This is a genomic window from Alteraurantiacibacter palmitatis (assembly GCF_037154115.1).
Taxonomy (GTDB): Bacteria; Pseudomonadota; Alphaproteobacteria; order Sphingomonadales; family Sphingomonadaceae; genus Alteraurantiacibacter; species Alteraurantiacibacter palmitatis.
On record NZ_JBANRO010000006.1, the window covers coordinates 17,651 to 32,111 of the forward strand.

18 protein-coding genes are annotated in these 14,461 nt (G+C 64.3%); 3 read left to right on the forward strand and 15 right to left on the reverse strand.

The genetic code is table 11. From position 1 onward, the window contains the following. Window positions 1–28: 28 nt before the first annotated feature. Window positions 29–157: a hypothetical protein gene (locus WFP44_RS08245; RefSeq protein ID WP_336925992.1), complete on the forward strand. Its 129-nt coding sequence runs from the start codon at window positions 29–31 to the stop codon at window positions 155–157. A 12-nt stretch (window positions 158–169) separates the two neighbouring features. On the opposite strand, the gene WFP44_RS08250 is transcribed toward WFP44_RS08245, so the two are convergent. The 12 genes from WFP44_RS08250 to WFP44_RS08305 are packed head-to-tail and all read right to left on the reverse strand — an operon-like array spanning window position 170 to window position 8,967. Next, a complete protein-coding gene (locus WFP44_RS08250) occupies window positions 170–763 on the reverse strand; it encodes a DUF938 domain-containing protein (protein ID WP_336925994.1) in 594 nt (197 codons plus the stop codon). Then, window positions 760–1,227 (reverse strand): ABA4-like family protein, encoded by a 468-nt coding sequence (locus WFP44_RS08255; protein ID WP_336925995.1) that lies wholly within the window; start codon window positions 1,225–1,227, stop codon window positions 760–762. Before WFP44_RS08255 ends, WFP44_RS08250 begins: the two co-directional genes overlap by 4 nt. Then, a complete protein-coding gene (locus WFP44_RS08260; RefSeq protein WP_336925996.1) occupies window positions 1,224–2,201 on the reverse strand; it encodes a bile acid:sodium symporter family protein in 978 nt (325 codons plus the stop codon). The genes WFP44_RS08255 and WFP44_RS08260 overlap by 4 nt, the downstream gene beginning before the upstream one ends. Window positions 2,202–2,225: 24 nt before the next feature. After that, window positions 2,226–2,912: an NAD-dependent epimerase/dehydratase family protein gene (locus tag WFP44_RS08265; RefSeq protein ID WP_336925998.1), complete on the reverse strand. Its 687-nt coding sequence runs from the start codon at window positions 2,910–2,912 to the stop codon at window positions 2,226–2,228. After that, window positions 2,905–4,077, reverse strand: a complete 1,173-nt coding sequence (locus tag WFP44_RS08270) for a deoxyguanosinetriphosphate triphosphohydrolase (protein ID WP_336926000.1) — start codon at window positions 4,075–4,077, stop codon at window positions 2,905–2,907. Before WFP44_RS08270 ends, WFP44_RS08265 begins: the two co-directional genes overlap by 8 nt. A 60-nt stretch (window positions 4,078–4,137) precedes the next feature. Continuing rightward, window positions 4,138–4,848 (reverse strand): aspartate/glutamate racemase family protein, encoded by a 711-nt coding sequence (locus WFP44_RS08275; RefSeq protein ID WP_336926003.1) that lies wholly within the window; start codon window positions 4,846–4,848, stop codon window positions 4,138–4,140. A gap of 25 nt (window positions 4,849–4,873) precedes the next feature. Then, window positions 4,874–6,310: an NAD(P)(+) transhydrogenase (Re/Si-specific) subunit beta gene (locus WFP44_RS08280; RefSeq protein WP_336926004.1), complete on the reverse strand. Its 1,437-nt coding sequence runs from the start codon at window positions 6,308–6,310 to the stop codon at window positions 4,874–4,876. Then, complete coding sequence (locus WFP44_RS08285) at window positions 6,310–6,594, reverse strand: NAD(P) transhydrogenase subunit alpha part 2 (RefSeq protein ID WP_336926005.1); 285 nt, start codon at window positions 6,592–6,594, stop codon at window positions 6,310–6,312. Before WFP44_RS08285 ends, WFP44_RS08280 begins: the two co-directional genes overlap by 1 nt. A 1-nt stretch (window position 6,595) precedes the next feature. Beyond that, window positions 6,596–6,985 (reverse strand): hypothetical protein, encoded by a 390-nt coding sequence (locus WFP44_RS08290; protein WP_336926006.1) that lies wholly within the window; start codon window positions 6,983–6,985, stop codon window positions 6,596–6,598. Between the two features lies 1 nt (window position 6,986). Then, a complete protein-coding gene (locus tag WFP44_RS08295; RefSeq protein ID WP_336926008.1) occupies window positions 6,987–7,709 on the reverse strand; it encodes an endonuclease NucS domain-containing protein in 723 nt (240 codons plus the stop codon). Continuing rightward, window positions 7,706–8,827: an NAD(P) transhydrogenase subunit alpha gene (locus WFP44_RS08300; protein ID WP_336926317.1), complete on the reverse strand. Its 1,122-nt coding sequence runs from the start codon at window positions 8,825–8,827 to the stop codon at window positions 7,706–7,708. Before WFP44_RS08300 ends, WFP44_RS08295 begins: the two co-directional genes overlap by 4 nt. Window positions 8,828–8,844: 17 nt before the next feature. Then, a complete protein-coding gene (locus tag WFP44_RS08305) occupies window positions 8,845–8,967 on the reverse strand; it encodes an aa3-type cytochrome c oxidase subunit IV (protein ID WP_336926009.1) in 123 nt (40 codons plus the stop codon). A gap of 218 nt (window positions 8,968–9,185) precedes the next feature. On the opposite strand from WFP44_RS08305, the gene WFP44_RS08310 reads away from it, so the two are divergent. Then, window positions 9,186–10,604: a sigma-54-dependent transcriptional regulator gene (locus tag WFP44_RS08310; RefSeq protein WP_336926011.1), complete on the forward strand. Its 1,419-nt coding sequence runs from the start codon at window positions 9,186–9,188 to the stop codon at window positions 10,602–10,604. Between the two features lie 123 nt (window positions 10,605–10,727). After that, window positions 10,728–11,522, forward strand: coding sequence for an SDR family oxidoreductase (locus WFP44_RS08315; RefSeq protein WP_336926012.1), 795 nt, complete (start codon window positions 10,728–10,730; stop codon window positions 11,520–11,522). A 46-nt stretch (window positions 11,523–11,568) separates the two neighbouring features. Here the strand turns inward: WFP44_RS08315 and WFP44_RS08320 are convergent, their stop codons facing one another. From WFP44_RS08320 to WFP44_RS08330, 3 genes are read right to left on the reverse strand one after another with little or no spacing between them, the layout of a single operon-like run. Continuing rightward, window positions 11,569–12,072, reverse strand: coding sequence for a hypothetical protein (locus WFP44_RS08320; RefSeq protein ID WP_336926014.1), 504 nt, complete (start codon window positions 12,070–12,072; stop codon window positions 11,569–11,571). Window positions 12,073–12,081: 9 nt separating this feature from the next. Continuing rightward, on the reverse strand, window positions 12,082–13,206 hold the full coding sequence (gene folP, locus WFP44_RS08325) for a dihydropteroate synthase (protein ID WP_336926016.1): 1,125 nt from the start codon (window positions 13,204–13,206) through the stop codon (window positions 12,082–12,084). Window positions 13,207–13,251: 45 nt separating this feature from the next. Then, a complete protein-coding gene (locus tag WFP44_RS08330; RefSeq protein ID WP_336926018.1) occupies window positions 13,252–14,412 on the reverse strand; it encodes a site-specific DNA-methyltransferase in 1,161 nt (386 codons plus the stop codon). Between the last annotated feature and the right edge of the window lie 49 nt (window positions 14,413–14,461).

The window sequence follows — 14,461 nt, forward strand, 5'->3', positions numbered from 1 at the left end:
TGGCAGGATCATCAAAAGGACTGAAACGATGGCACGCAAAATCGCTTTGACTCTTGCCGCAGGTGTTCTGGCGTTGACGGCCAGCGCCTGCAACACGGTGCGCGGGGTGGGATCGGATCTGCAATCGGCCGCCAATACGGTTGACGAAGCTATCTGACGCGCGGGCGCTTTAGCGCTTGCGATAGATAAGCATGATGTTGTTGGCGGGCATGGCGACACGCCGTGCCCGCTCAAATCCGTTGACGCGTGCCAGTGCGTCCATCCACGCGGTTTTGCGCAGGCCCCATGCGGGATTGCGACCCTTGAGGCTGGCGTCGAACGCCAGGTTGGATTCCGCCGTTTCAACACCATCCTCAATCCACGGGCCGTAGAAGATCAGCGGCGCGCCAGCAGGCAGGATCTGGCCCGCTTGCCGCAGCAATCCCTCGCTCGCGGAAAGCGGGCTGATATGCACCATGTTGATGCAGACGAGCGCGTCCGCGCCATGCACCGGCCATTCCGGCGCGGAGGCATCCAGCGCCAGCGGCGGCGCAATATTGGGCAGGCCCGCCTCGGCCGTCCATGCCGCGATGGATGCGCGTGCATCGGCATCGGGATCACTTGGCTGCCAGAACAGATGCGGGAAGCGCGCGGCGAAATGGATCACGTGTTCACCCGTGCCGCTGGCCACTTCTAGCACGGTGCCGCGGGCGGGCAATTCCTGCGCCAGCACATCGGCAATAGGGGCGCGGTTGCGCGCGGCAGCGGGGGCTTCCTGCTTCACCGGCGACCTGCGCCGCGGATGCCTGATCGCGGATTGGCGCGGCGCGCGGCAGGTTCGCGGATCACCAGCCAGATAAGCAGGCCCAGCGGCCCGGCAAGGAAGGTCGCCACAAGCACGGGTGCCTGCCACACCCGCGCAAAGCCCTTCGCATCGGCATCGCGCGCGATCCACATACCCGCAAACAGATCGAGCGCCAGATAATGAATCCAACCCACCGTCACGCCTGCATCGCTGGCAAAGATGCTGCGCACGCCTTCGATGCTGGTGAAATCCGCGCCGCTCGCCCCCTCAACCGCGCCGGTCAACAGCGCCAGCAGCAGCACAGCATAACCGAGACACAACAACCCCACCCCGCCATAAAAGATCAGCGTGCGCGAAATTTCGCCGCGCGGGGCCAGGATCAACGCCGCCCAGCAGATAAGCGCCAGCAGATTGGCCGCGCCGAAAGTCCACTCCCAGTTCATCGCTCTTGCACCTTTTCGCGGCTCCATATCCCGGCGAGGATCGACCCGATCACCACGTGATAGACCGAGGAAATCGCGCTGGGAACAGGGGCCAACGCCGCCTGCATCGGATTGGTGAACTGCGCGGCAAAACTGGGGGCGCTGGCAAGGCTGGCGCCGAGGCCGCTGTTCTGCATCCCCACCTCGATGCTGATCGTGCGCGCATCCGCGCGGGCAAAACCCATCAGGCGCGGCAGCAGCAGGCCCAGCGCAAAGCCCGTGGCGTGCAGCAGGAAGATGGCGATCAGCAGGCGGCCGAAATGCGCCTCGATCAACTCCTTCGAATTGCCGACTATCCCGCCCACGATCAGCACGATGGCGAACACCGACAGCAGCGGCGATACCACCGCGATCCGCCGCGTGAGGGATGGCAGCAGGGTGTTGAGCGCCACCCCCGCCACCACCGGCACCAGCACAATTGCGACCATCTGGCGCAGCAGGCTCCAGCGGTCGATCTGGATGAAAACCCCGCCCAGCCAGTCGGTCAGAAGCGGGGTGAACAGAATGGCAAGCAGCGTGGAGCACATCGTCATGCTGACCGACAGGGCAAGGTTGGCGCGCGCCAGATAGGTCACCACATTGCTGGCCGTGCCGCCGGGACAACAGGCCACCAGCACCAGCCCTACCGCCAGCCCCTGTTCCAGCCCGAACAGCATGGCAAAGCAAAGCCCCGCCAGCGGCATAACGGTGAATTGCAGCGTAATCCCCGCCGCGATGCCTTTCGGCATTTTCAGGACGCGGGCGAAATCGGCAAGGCTCAGCGTCAGGCCCATGCCCAGCATGATGAGGCCCAGCAGCACGCTGACCAGCCCCTGCCCCGCCACCGAAGTCTGCGTGACCCAGGTGAAATGCGCAGGCTCGATCCACGCCCACGCCACGCCCAGCACCGTCCAGATGGCAAACAGGCCCGTTGCCCGCTCGATCAGTTTTGCCATGCCCCCTGCCCCCCTGTGCTGGCTCTAGCCGCGTTGCCAGCGGGCGGAAAGGCGCAGGATTTCGTCATGGTGATGGACAAAGCGACCAGGCGCTTTTTCGCGCGCGCATTGCAGCGCCGCCATGGCCACATCGGCACCGCGGATGGAGCGGTATTTGCGGCGCTCCCCCTGCAAGGCCAGATCGGCCAGCGGGGCCAGCGCCGCGCCCATCGCTTCCAGCAGGCGGGCATCGTCCACCCTCTTGCCGCGCAGCAGACCGGGGCGGAAGATATCCAACCGGGCAAAGCCGAGCTTCGCCAGCCCTGCCTCCATCTCGCCCTTCACGCGCAGATAGAACGCCTTTGCGCCCATATCCGCGCCGACGGACGAGACAACCGCAAAGCTGCGCGCGCCCGCCGCTTTCGCCTGCGCTGCCGCCTCCAGCACCAGATCGCGGTCGATCACGGCAAAGGCGGCCTTGTCTCCGCCCTGCTTGGCAAGGGTGGTGCCCAGCGCACAGATCACCGCATCGGGTGCGATGGCCGCAATCTCCTGCGCCCAGCCTTCGACCGGGGCAAGATGCACTTCCATCCGCGCGCCCGGTGGCAAGGGAACCTCGCGCCGCGCCAGCCCCACCAGCCGCACATCGGCGCGGCCCACCGCGGCGGTCAGCACCTGCTGCCCCACAAGGCCCGATACGCCCAGCACAAGGATGCGCGCAGGATCAGACATTCGACAAGCCCTCCGGCACCTCGCCAAAAACGCGGGCGTAACAATCCATGGCATAGCGATCGGTCATGCCGGCAAGGAAATCGGCAATGTGCCGCGCACGGCCGGTGGGATCTTCGGGCAGGCTTTCATGCCAGCCGGGGTTCATCAATGCGGGGTTTTCATCAAACGCCGCGTAAAGGCGCGCAATTACCTGATTGGCGACGCGCGCGGTGCGCAGCTGTTCGGGGTGGTAATACAGCCGTTCATACAGGAAGGCTTTCAGCCGCCGTTCGCGCTGCGCCCATTCGGGCGAGAAGGCCACCAATGCGCGGCCTGCCTGCCGCACATCCTCCACTGATGCAATGCCTTCCAGATTGGCCTGCGTGGTGGCAATCAGATCGTTCACCATCGCGCCGATCTGGTCGCGCACCAGTTCGCGCAGCAACAGACTTTCCGGCGCGCCGGGGTGGCGGGCGCAGACAGCCTCCCACTGATTGCGCAGGAAATCGAGTTCGAGCAAATCGTCGATCGTCAGAAAGCCGGCGCGCACCCCGTCATCGATGTCGTGATTGTCATAGGCGATGTCATCCGCCAGCGCGGCCACCTGCGCCTCCAGCGAGGCGTGGCTGGCAAGCCCCAGCGGAAAGGCCGCGTCCAGTTCCGCCAGCGCCCAGCCGGGGGCGGCGACCGGGCCGTTATGCTTGGCCAGACCCTCCAGCACTTCCCAGCTGAGATTGAGGCCGGCCATGTCGCAATAGGGCCGCTCCAGCCGCATCAGCACGCGCAGGCAATGCTCGTTATGGTCCCACCCGCCATGCGGGGCGAGCGCGGCGGCCAATGCGTCCTCTCCCGAATGGCCGAAAGGCGGATGGCCGATATCATGCGCCAGACACAGCGCCTCGGCCAGATCCTCATCCAGACCCAGGGATCGGGCGATCACCCGGCCGATCTGCGCCACTTCAAGGCTGTGGGTCAGGCGGACGCGGTAATGGTCGCCATCGGGCGCAACAAACACCTGCGCCTTGCCCGCCAGCCGGCGAAAGGCAATCGAATGGATGATCCGGTCGCGGTCGCGCTGGAACGCGCTGCGGGGCCCTCGCGCCCCTTCGGCCCCTTGCGCAAACTCTCGGCCACGGCTGGCGGCAGGGTCGGCGGCATAAGGTGGCTTGGCAAGCGGGCTGAGCATCCCACACGCGCTAGAGGCGCGCTGGCAGAGTGGCAACGGGAACAGGATACGAACGGCGGCTTATGCCGCGCCCGCTGTGCCGCCATCCAACAACCAGCGCACCGCATGGGCGGCATGGATGCGCGTGCTGGAATAGATCGGCAGCACATTGGCATCCACATCCACCACCAATTCCAGTTCGGTCGCGCCCAGCACGATCGCTTCGGCACCCTGCTGGGCCTTGCCGGTGATGATGGTTTTCAGCGCGCGTTCGGCATCGCGTGTCACGCGCCCCGCCACCAGTTCCTCGTAGACGATCCTGTCGATCTCGGCCGTCACATCCGGATCGGGCGGGAGCAGATCGATCCCGTGCCCCACCAGGCGGCGACGGTAAAAGCTGCCAAAGGCAACATTGTGCGTGGCAACGACAGCCGCCTTGTTCACGCCTGCCGCCGCCATCTCCTGCCCCACGCAATCCGCGATGTGCAGCACGGGGATGGAGACGCTGGCCGCCACCGCATCATATACGCGGTGCATCGAATTGGCGGCGATCAGGAGGAGCCCTGCCCCCGCCGCTTCCAGCCTTTGCGCAGACGCGGTGAGACAATCCGCGGCGCGCGCCCAGTCCTCCTCGCTCTCCAGCCCGGCAAGGCCGGCAAAGTCGAGATTCTCGATCAGCATGGGCGCGCTGGATGGTGCCCCGCGCGCCTTCTGCCAGGCGGCGTTGATCTGTTCGTAATAGGCGGCGGTGGCAATCCAGCTCATCCCGCCGATCAAACCCAATTTGCGCAAAACGTCCTGCCCCTGTCCTATGGCTTCAAGCGTCCAGCGCCTTGTTGATATCCTCGACCATCTTCTTGGCATCGGCCAGCAGCATCATGGTCTGATCCATGTAGAACACATCGTTATCCACACCCGCATAGCCGACGCCGCCCATGCTACGCTTGATGAAGAAGACCTGCTTGGCCTTGTCCACATCGAACACGGGCATACCGTAGATCGGACTGGACTTGTCGGTCTTGGCCGCAGGGTTCACCACATCGTTTGCACCGATGATGAAGGCGACATCGCACTGGGCGAATTCGCTGTTGATGTCCTCCAGCTCGAACACCTCGTCATAGGGCACATTGGCCTCGGCCAGCAGCACATTCATGTGCCCCGGCATACGGCCCGCGACCGGATGGATGGCGTATTTGACGCTGACGCCTTCCTTTTTCAGATGATCGGCCATTTCGCGCAGCGCGTGCTGTGCCTGCGCCACCGCCATGCCGTAGCCGGGGATGATGATGACGCTTTCGGCCTGTTTCAGCATGAAGGCGGCATCGTCCGCGCTGCCCTGCTTCCACGGGCGCTGCTCCTTCGCCGCGCCACCTGCGGCGGAGGCTTCCGCGCCGAATCCGCCCGCAATCACGGAAATGAAGCTGCGGTTCATCGCGCGGCACATGATGTAGGACAGGATCGCGCCGGAGGAGCCGACCAGCGCCCCGGTCACGATCATCGCGGTATTGCCCAGCGTAAAGCCCATCGCCGCCGCCGCCCAGCCGGAATAGCTGTTCAGCATCGACACCACCACCGGCATATCCGCCCCGCCGATGGGGATGATGAGCAGGAAACCGATGACAAAGGCGAGCACGGTGATCGTGGCGATGATCCAGATCGCCTGATCGGTCATGAACCAGCCGGTCAGGCCAAGGATCGCCGCCAGCGTGCCCAGATTGATCAGGTGCCGCGCAGGCAGCAGGATCGGCGCGCCGCTCATCTTGCCGGCCAGTTTCAGGAAGGCGATGACGCTGCCCGAAAAGGTGATCGCGCCAATCGCGATGCCAAGGCCGAGTTCAAGGCGCGAAACCGGGTTGATCGCGCCCGATGGCAACAGGATGGAGAAAGCCTCCGGATTGAGATAGGCCGCCCAGCCCACCAGCACGGCGGCAAGGCCCACAAGGCTGTGAAACGCCGCCACCAGTTGCGGCATATCAGTCATCTTGATGCGGCGGGCGATAACGAAACCTATCACCCCGCCAATGCCGATGGCGACAAGGATTTCGGGCAGGCTTGCCAGATCATGCGTCACCAGCGTGGTGACCACCGCAATCAGCATCCCCGCCATGCCATAACGGTTGCCCGCGCGGCTGGTGGTGGGGTGCGAAAGGCCGCGCAGCGCAAGGATGAACAGCACGCCCGCGACCAGATAGGCAAGGCCCACCCACGGGTTCACGCCCGCGCCATCCGTTCCGGCAGCAAGGAAGGAGAGCATCACTTCTTCTCCTTCTTCTTGTACATCGCCAGCATCCGCTCGGTCACGGCAAAGCCGCCGAAGATGTTGACGCTTGCCATCACCACGGCGGCAAGGCCCAGCCATTTGGCCGTGGCGCTGCCCGCCTCGGCGGAAGCGACAAGCGCGCCCACGATGATGACGGAGGAGATCGCATTGGTCACCGACATCAGCGGCGTATGCAGCGCAGGAGTGACCGACCAGACGACGTAATAGCCCACGAAACAGGCCAGCACGAAGATCGAGAGGATTGCAATGAAGTCCATATCAGCGCCGCTCCGCCGTCCAGGGAAGGACGAAACCGCGCCCTTCCGACCAGGTTTGCCCCACCAGCCTGCCATCGATCAGGCAGGCGGCGGAATGGTAATCGCCCGAAAGGTCGGCCGTGCGAAAGGCCAGACAATCGCGCCCCTGCGCGCGGCCCACCTGCCCCGCCACAATCGGGCTTTCGTAAAATGTGCCGGACACCGCGCCTTCGGCTGAAATGGCGATGCGCATGACCTGCGTGTAAGGCGTGCCCCCCTGCTCAAACCGCAAATCCACCTGCCATTCGCCCATCATGGCCGCCACCGCAGGCTCTGGCGCAACCACCGGCGTCCCGCCCGCAAGAACGAGGGCTGAGAGCGGCGCCAAGGTAAAGCCGAGTGTCAGCCCCATCTCACAACTCCTCAAACGAAAAGTTGAAGCGATATCGCGCAAGCTTCAACAAGGGGACGGCCAACACGCCGCTGAGGCAGCTCTTGTCAAATTCGGCCGCAACCAGAATGCCCCTCACCTTGGTATCGGGTTCTTCCTGCATGAGGTCGCCCATATAACCGGTAATCTGGCCTAAGGCTTCGCGGCGGGCCAGCCCCGCCTTCAACTCAATCACCACGAAGGCGCCGTCCCTGTCGCGTGCCAGAATATCGATGAAGCCGGATTCTACGCTGCGTTCCATACCGCCGTCGGCAATGTCGAGCCCTGCTTCAAGCTGGGCGATTTCGCGCCGCAATTCGGCCTGCAAATTGCGTTCAAGTTCGAAATGCTTGCCCTCGTGCCGTTCCTTGATCGCAGCTCCGGCAATTTCGATTGCCGCTTCTGAGACAAAGTCTTCCTCGTTCTCGCGAAACCTGGCGTAGCACCGCAGCGAACTCTTGTAGGAAGCAAGGTTGGCGTAGAGATTGCTGCCAGCCGAAATCTTGGACGGGTTGGGTTTGCCAAGCTTGGCATCTTGCGAGGAATAATTCAGCTCCGCCGCGACCTTTTCCACGTCTCCTGCATCAAACAGCGCGTCAAGATCGCCATAGGCTTCTTCAACCTTGCGCGCTTGGGACAAGTGGGTTGCTGCTGAATTTGGGGAGTAATTGGCTACCAGCCACGCCTTGAACGCGCCGCGCTTCACCCCTTCAGCCTTTCGCTCACCACCGCGCCGCCTTGGGTAAGCCGCACGGCGGTGCCGATTTCCTCGTCCAGCACGGGCCGGCCCGCCTCCTTGTCCCAGAAGGCGGAGAGGAAGTTGTAGTGGTTGCGGCTGAACAAAGCGGATGCGTCGGCAGGCAGATGCGCGGGCGTGTTGGCATAGCCCATCACGAAAACGCCGTGCCGCTCCACCACCTGATCCGCCACGCTGCCTTCGACATTTCCGCCTTGCGCCACAGCCAGATCGAAGATCACGCTGCCGGGGCGCATCGTGGCAATCTGCGCATCGGTAATCAGGCGCGGCGCGGGGCGGCCGGGGATCAGCGCGGTGGTGATGACGATGTCCTGTTTGGCGATATGGCTGCTGACGAGCTCAGCCTGCGCCGCCTGATATTCGGGCGACATTTCGGTGGCATATCCGCCCGCGCCCTCGCCCTCGATTCCGGCCACGCTTTCCACGAAGATCGGTTTCGCGCCCAGCGACTGGATCTGCTCTTTCGTGGCGCTGCGCACATCGGTGGCGGACACCTGCGCGCCCAGCCGCCGCGCGGTGGCAATGGCCTGAAGCCCCGCCACGCCCACGCCCATCACGAACACCTTGGCAGCCGACACCGTGCCTGCCGCGGTCATCATCATGGGGAAGGCGCGGCCATATTGGTTCGCGGCGGCCAGCACCGCCTTGTATCCGGCAAGGTTGGACTGGCTGGAGAGCACATCCATGCTCTGCGCACGGGTGATGCGCGGCATCAATTCCATCGCCAGCGCTTCCAGCCCGGCTGCGGCATAGGCATCTACCCGTGCGCGATCGCGGAAGGGATCGAAGATGGCGGCCACCATGGCCCCCGGCTTCGCTCCCGCCAGCAAGGCCGGATCGGGCGCCTGCACCGCCAGCACGATGTCAGCGCCCGCCACCGTTGCGGCGGCATCGCCCACCTGCGCCCCGGCGGCGCGGTAATCCTCGTCCGTGATGGAGGCGGAAAGACCCGCGCCCTGCTCCACCGCCATTTCGGCCCCCAGCGCGATGAATTTCTTCACCGTTTCCGGGGTCGCAGCAGTGCGGGTTTCGCCGGCAGCACGTTCCTTCAGAACGGCGATGCGGATGCCCCCCACTGTCTCGCTCAGCTGATGATCACGAGAACGATAAGCACCAGAACCGCGATCAGCGGAGTTGCCCATTTCAGCATCGAAATGAAGCTGTCATAGGTCTTTTCGTTCGGTTTGATGTCCTGCGAATTGGCCATGTGCCTGCGTGTCCCTGTCAGTATCTGCGATAAATGCGTGCTTCTTGCTCTATCGCCCCTGCCTCGCGACCTCAAGTGCCTGAAAGGGACCTAAGGGGACATAGCGGGCCAGAATGGGCCGGAACACCGAAAGCCGCTCCTTAATCGCCTCTTTACCCGCGCTTGCTAAGCCCCTTCCTCACGCCGGGGGTCCGGCCTCAATCGCCAGGTGGGGATAAATGGCAGAAGCCGAACAGCGCCTGCTGATGCTGATCGATGACGAGCCGGCGCAAAGCCGCCTCATCACCGCGCTTGCCGCGCGCGAAGGCTGGCGCACACTGGTGGTGGACGAGGCGGAAAAGGCCATTGCCACGCTGGGCACGCGGCAGGGGATGCAGCTGTCCGCCATCATCCTTGACCAATGGGTGCCCGGCGATGCCGCCTGCGACCTGATTGCCGAGTTGAAGGACCGCCGACCCGCCCTGCCCATCCTGATGCTGACCGCCAGCACATCGCCGCTGCTCGCCGTGGAGGCGATGCGCGCTGGCGCCACCGATTACCTCGTCAAACCCGTTGCGCCCGAACGGCTGATGCAGGCGCTGCGCAACGCCACCGCGCATGAAGCGCCCCGTTACGAACTCACCCCGCTGACCGAGAAAATGCCCGCCCGCCTCGATTTCGACGCGATGGTGGGCACCGCGCCCGGTTTCCGCGATGCGCTGGCCAAGGCGGCCAAGGCGGCGCGCGGGCATGGCAACATCCTGATCGAAGGGGAAAGCGGCACCGGCAAGGAAATGCTGGTGCGCGCCATGCACGCCGCCAGCCCGCGCGTGCGCGCCCCCTACCGCGCGATCAATATCGGCGGTGTGCCCACATCCAGCTTGGAATCCGTGCTTTTCGGCCATGAGAAAGGCGCTTTTGCCGGCGCGTTCGACCGGCAGGTGGGCGCGCTGCAACATTGCGACGGCGGCACGCTGGTGCTGGACGAGGTGGACCGCCTGCCGCCCGAATTGCAGGATCGGCTGGCCGAAGCACTTACCAACGGCACGGTGCGCCCCATCGGCGCGCGGCACAGCTTCAAGGTGGATGTGCGCATCCTTTCCGCCAGCAATCTGCCGCTGGCCGACCTTGTGGCCACGGGCCATTTCCGCGCCGATCTGCTCGACCATCTCAGCCGCACGACCATCACCCTGCCGCCGTTGCGCGAGCGTAACGGCGATATCTCCGCCCTCACCCGCCATTTCCTCGCCCGCATTGGCGAACAGCCGGGCCTCAGGCAATTGGGCATTACCGATGGCGCGCTCAAACTGCTCGCCGCGTTCGACTGGCCGGGCAATGTGCGGCAATTGCAGGCCGTGCTGTTCCGCGCAGCGGTGTTCTGCGATGGCGACGCGCTGACGGCGGCAGATTTCCCGCAGCTTCAGCAGATGATCGGAGACCTTGCCGAGGCGAACCAGCCGGTGATGGAAAGCGCCGGCGTGCAGATCTACACCGCCGACGGCAATCTGCGCCCGCTGGAAGATATCGAGGCCGATGTCATCCGCCTCGCCATCGGCCATTACCGCGGCCGCATGACCGAAGTCGCGCGGCGGCTGGGCATTGGCCGCTCCACGCTCTACCGCAAGCTGTCCGATCTGGGGATTGAAAGCGCGGCGTGATCGGCGTATTCGAAGGCCGTTCAAGAGGAGTTCCTGCATTGGTCCAGTAACACCGCCCCGGCGGTTAGATCTCTGCTCGCGGCCATCCGCCGCGCCTGACCAATTGCATTCAAGGAACATCCCATGCCTGCCAGCCAAAGCCCGCGCCTGCGCGGCAAAACCGCCATTGTCACCGGGGCCGCGCGCGGCATCGGCCTTGCCATTGCCACGGCCTTTGCCCGCGAAGGTGCCGACGTCCTGCTGACCGATATCGCCGACGATGAAGGCGAAGCTGCCGCCCGCCGCATCGGCTGCCGTTTCCTGCACCTCGATGTGCGGCAAGAGGAGGATTGGCAGAACCTGCACACCATCGCGCCGCGCGTCGATATTGTGGTCAACAATGCCGGGATAACCGGTTTTGAAACCTCGCCCGGCCCGCACGATCCCGAAAACGCCAGCCTTGCCGATTGGCGCGCGGTTCATGCCACCAATCTGGACGGAACATTTCTTGGTTGCCGCTATGCGATCAAGGCAATGAAGGAGGCGGGGCGCGGGTCGATCATCAACATCTCCTCAAGATCGGGCCTTGTCGGCATACCGGGTGCGGCAGCCTATGCCAGTTCCAAGGCGGCAATCCGCAACCACACCAAATCGGTGGCGCTGTGGTGCGCGCAGAACGGCTGGGCAATCCGCTGCAATTCGATCCACCCCGCCGCGATCCTGACGCCGATGTGGGAACCGCTGCTGGGCACCGGGCCCGAGCGGGAGGCGAACATGGCCGCGTTCGTGGCGGATACGCCGCTCCGCCGCTTCGGCACGGTGGAGGAAGTCGCGGCGCTCGCCGTGCTGCTGGCCTCGGACGAGGCGACCTATATCACCGGGGCGGAATTGAATATCGACGGCGGCTTGCTGGCGGGCACTGCGGCTGCGCCGGGATAGAGTTAACCTGGGATTGGACGCCTAGCTTAACGTTTCGCCTCATCAACTAAGCTTTAGACTTCGAGGGAATTCTTATATCTAAGGCATGGGCTTCAAGCTGGCCCCGCAACCTCGTCGCGAGCTTTCCGAATATGGCGGAAGCCAACATCGTATAGGTGGCCATCGCTGTTACAGGATCGTCCTTAAAATCCTGTCGCAAATCGCTGACTCTCGACGAAATTTCGTTGTCATAATCACGAAGCAAGCCCAAACATTCTGGAAAATAGAGAGCAATATTCGCCCTTAGCCGACCAATAATGAATGGACTTTGCTGCTCAACTCCCTTCTCCCCATTCGCGATTCTTAACGCAGCTATTCCGGACAAGTTTGCCAAATGTTGAAGGCGGTCGATCTCGTCCAAAGTTTCTTCGAGCTTTCGTCGCAATATTGCCTCGTCTTCGCGAGCATTTGCCAAGGATTGGCGCGTCTTTTCGAGCCGATGCGCAATCAGCGGTGCCAACAGCGTTCCCAGAATGCCTAATGCCGCAATCCCAAACGCGGTACAGTCCATTTACACCCCCTACCCCACCAGCCCCGCAAAATCCGTCAGCGCGGCGTCGCGCATTCCGCGCCACACATTCCTTGCCTGCACCGTTTCGAACACGTCATGCACGCGCAGCATATGGTATCCGGCGTCCATGCCGCGCAAAGCCAGCGCCAGCGATCCGCCGAGGCGCTGGTGCGCCGCCGCCTCGTTGCTCAGCGCGCCGATCATGCGTTTGCGGCTGGCGCCCAGCAGCAGCGGCTGGCCCAGCGCGTGGAACAGCGGCAGCGCGTTCATCAGCGCGAGATTGTCCGCCAGCGACTTGCCGAAACCGATGCCGGGATCGAGCACGATTGCCTCGCGCGCAATGCCCGCCGCAATGGCCGCATCGCGCCGTTCGCGCAGCCAGTCGAACACATCGAACACCACGCTGGCATAATCGCCATTGGCGTGCAGATCCTGCGCGGCCGCGTTGCTCGGCCCCGGCGCGTGCATCAGGATCACCGGGCGGCCTGACGATGCGGCAAAGCCCAGGCTGCGCGGATCGTGGCGCAGGGCGGAGACATCGTTCAGGATATGCGCGCCTGCATCCAGCGCCGCCTGCATCACCGCCGGGCGGCGCGTGTCCACGCTCACCGCCGCGCCCATGCGCACGCAAAGTTCGATGGCCGGAACCACGCGCTTGATCTCGTCCCCTTCCCACACGGCGGCGGCGCCGGGGCGGGTGCTTTCGCCGCCAATGTCGATGATGGCCGCGCCCGCTTCGTGCATGGCGGCGGCCTGCGCCTGCATGGCGGCGGGATCGTCCATAAACTGCCCGCCGTCGGAGAAACTGTCGGGCGTTACATTGAGCACGCCCATCACCTGCGGCTGGTCGAGCCGGATCGTGCGTTCACCGCATTGCAGTGGGGCGTGAACCTTGGACAGATCAGCCCATTGCGCCGCACCCTCTGCCGCCAGATCGGGGCCGAGCTGTTCCAGCGTTGCGGGCATGGTGCGTGGGCTCGCGATCAGGCGCTGCGTCACGCGCGCGCCATCGCGCACCACCACCGCGAACTGGCTGGCCCACACCATGCTGCCGCCAAGGCGCAAGGCGTCGCCCTCCACCGCCTGCGGGCCGGAGACGAGAGTGAGCGGCTGGATGTAGAGGCGTTGGGTCATGCTTTCCCTTTATGCCGGTTCAAGGGCCGCGCGAAGGGGACGCCGTCAATCTTCCACGCTGAGCAGATAGGTCTGCCGCGCGGCGTCGATGGGTTTTAGGCCATCTGCCGCCTCGTAATGCCAGAAGCTCCAGCCGTTGCAGCTGGGCGCGCCCTGCAATTCCTTGCCCACGCCGTGGATCGAACCGGTCAGCGCCCCGCAGGCGATGGAACCATCGGCGCGCACTTCGGCGGTCCAGCGGCGCTGCTTGTCGGTCAGCCTGGTGCCGGGGGGCAGCAGCCCTGCCTCCACCACTGCGCCAAAGGCCACGCGCGGCGCGTCGCGTTTGCTCTGCATCGTGGTGATCGCGCTTTCGTCAAGCGGCAATTCCTTGGCGATGCGTGCCGTGGCGACCTTGCGATAGGCGTCCTCGCGCTCGCACCCGATCCAGTCGCGGCCCAGCCGTTTCGCCACCGCGCCCGTGGTGCCGGTGCCGAAGAACGGGTCGAGCACCACATCGCCCGCCTCGCTGGTGGCCAGCAATACGCGGTAGAGCAGCGCCTCGGGCTTTTGCGTGGGGTGCGCCTTGTGCCCGGCATCGTCCTTCAGCCGTTCCCCGCCCGAACAGATCGGCAGCACCCAGTCGCTGCGCATCTGCAGCTCGTCATTCAGCGTCTTCATGGCGCGGTAGTTGAAGTGGTATTTGGCCTTCTCCCCCATGCTGGCCCAGATCAGCGTTTCATGCGCATTGGTAAAGCGCGTGCCGCGAAAATTGGGCATGGGGTTGGTCTTGCGCCAGATGATGTCGTTGAGGATCCAGAAGCCCAGATCCTGCATCAGCGCGCCCACGCGGAAGATGTTGTGATAGGAACCGATCACCCAGATCGCCCCATCGGGTTTGAGCACCCGGCGCGCCTCGGTCAGCCAGCTGCGGGTGAACCGGTCATAGGCGCCAAAGCTGTCGAACTGGTCCCAATGGTCGGTCACCGCATCGACATGGCTGCCATCGGGCCGGTTCAGGTCGCCGCCCAGTTGCAGGTTGTAGGGCGGATCGGCAAAGATCAGATCGACGCAATTGTCGGGCAGGCTGCGCATGGCTTCCACGCAGTCGCCATCGAGGATACGGCCCAGCGGCAGATCCTCCTTGCGCACCTTTGGGGCCCCCGATTTTGACCCAATCTTCACCCTCGCGGCCGGAGCCGCCCGCAATTTTGTTACACTGCCCATAAACACGATGACCCCTGAGTTATCCACAGGGTGAGTCCTCGGAGTCGTG

Coding starts and splice junctions, on each gene's coding strand:
- WFP44_RS08320 (WP_336926014.1), bottom strand. CDS start 12,072: ATGGACTGTACCGCGTTTGGGATTGCGGCATTAGGCATTCTGGGAACG.
- folP (WP_336926016.1), bottom strand. CDS start 13,206: ATGACCCAACGCCTCTACATCCAGCCGCTCACTCTCGTCTCCGGCCCG.
- WFP44_RS08290 (WP_336926006.1), bottom strand. CDS start 6,985: ATGGGGCTGACACTCGGCTTTACCTTGGCGCCGCTCTCAGCCCTCGTT.
- WFP44_RS08265 (WP_336925998.1), bottom strand. CDS start 2,912: ATGTCTGATCCTGCGCGCATCCTTGTGCTGGGCGTATCGGGCCTTGTG.
- WFP44_RS08270 (WP_336926000.1), bottom strand. CDS start 4,077: ATGCTCAGCCCGCTTGCCAAGCCACCTTATGCCGCCGACCCTGCCGCC.
- WFP44_RS08280 (WP_336926004.1), bottom strand. CDS start 6,310: ATGCTCTCCTTCCTTGCTGCCGGAACGGATGGCGCGGGCGTGAACCCG.
- WFP44_RS08245 (WP_336925992.1), top strand. CDS start 29: ATGGCACGCAAAATCGCTTTGACTCTTGCCGCAGGTGTTCTGGCGTTG.
- WFP44_RS08285 (WP_336926005.1), bottom strand. CDS start 6,594: ATGGACTTCATTGCAATCCTCTCGATCTTCGTGCTGGCCTGTTTCGTG.
- WFP44_RS08260 (WP_336925996.1), bottom strand. CDS start 2,201: ATGGCAAAACTGATCGAGCGGGCAACGGGCCTGTTTGCCATCTGGACG.
- WFP44_RS08315 (WP_336926012.1), top strand. CDS start 10,728: ATGCCTGCCAGCCAAAGCCCGCGCCTGCGCGGCAAAACCGCCATTGTC.
- WFP44_RS08330 (WP_336926018.1), bottom strand. CDS start 14,412: ATGGGCAGTGTAACAAAATTGCGGGCGGCTCCGGCCGCGAGGGTGAAG.
- WFP44_RS08305 (WP_336926009.1), bottom strand. CDS start 8,967: ATGGCCAATTCGCAGGACATCAAACCGAACGAAAAGACCTATGACAGC.
- WFP44_RS08255 (WP_336925995.1), bottom strand. CDS start 1,227: ATGAACTGGGAGTGGACTTTCGGCGCGGCCAATCTGCTGGCGCTTATC.
- WFP44_RS08310 (WP_336926011.1), top strand. CDS start 9,186: ATGGCAGAAGCCGAACAGCGCCTGCTGATGCTGATCGATGACGAGCCG.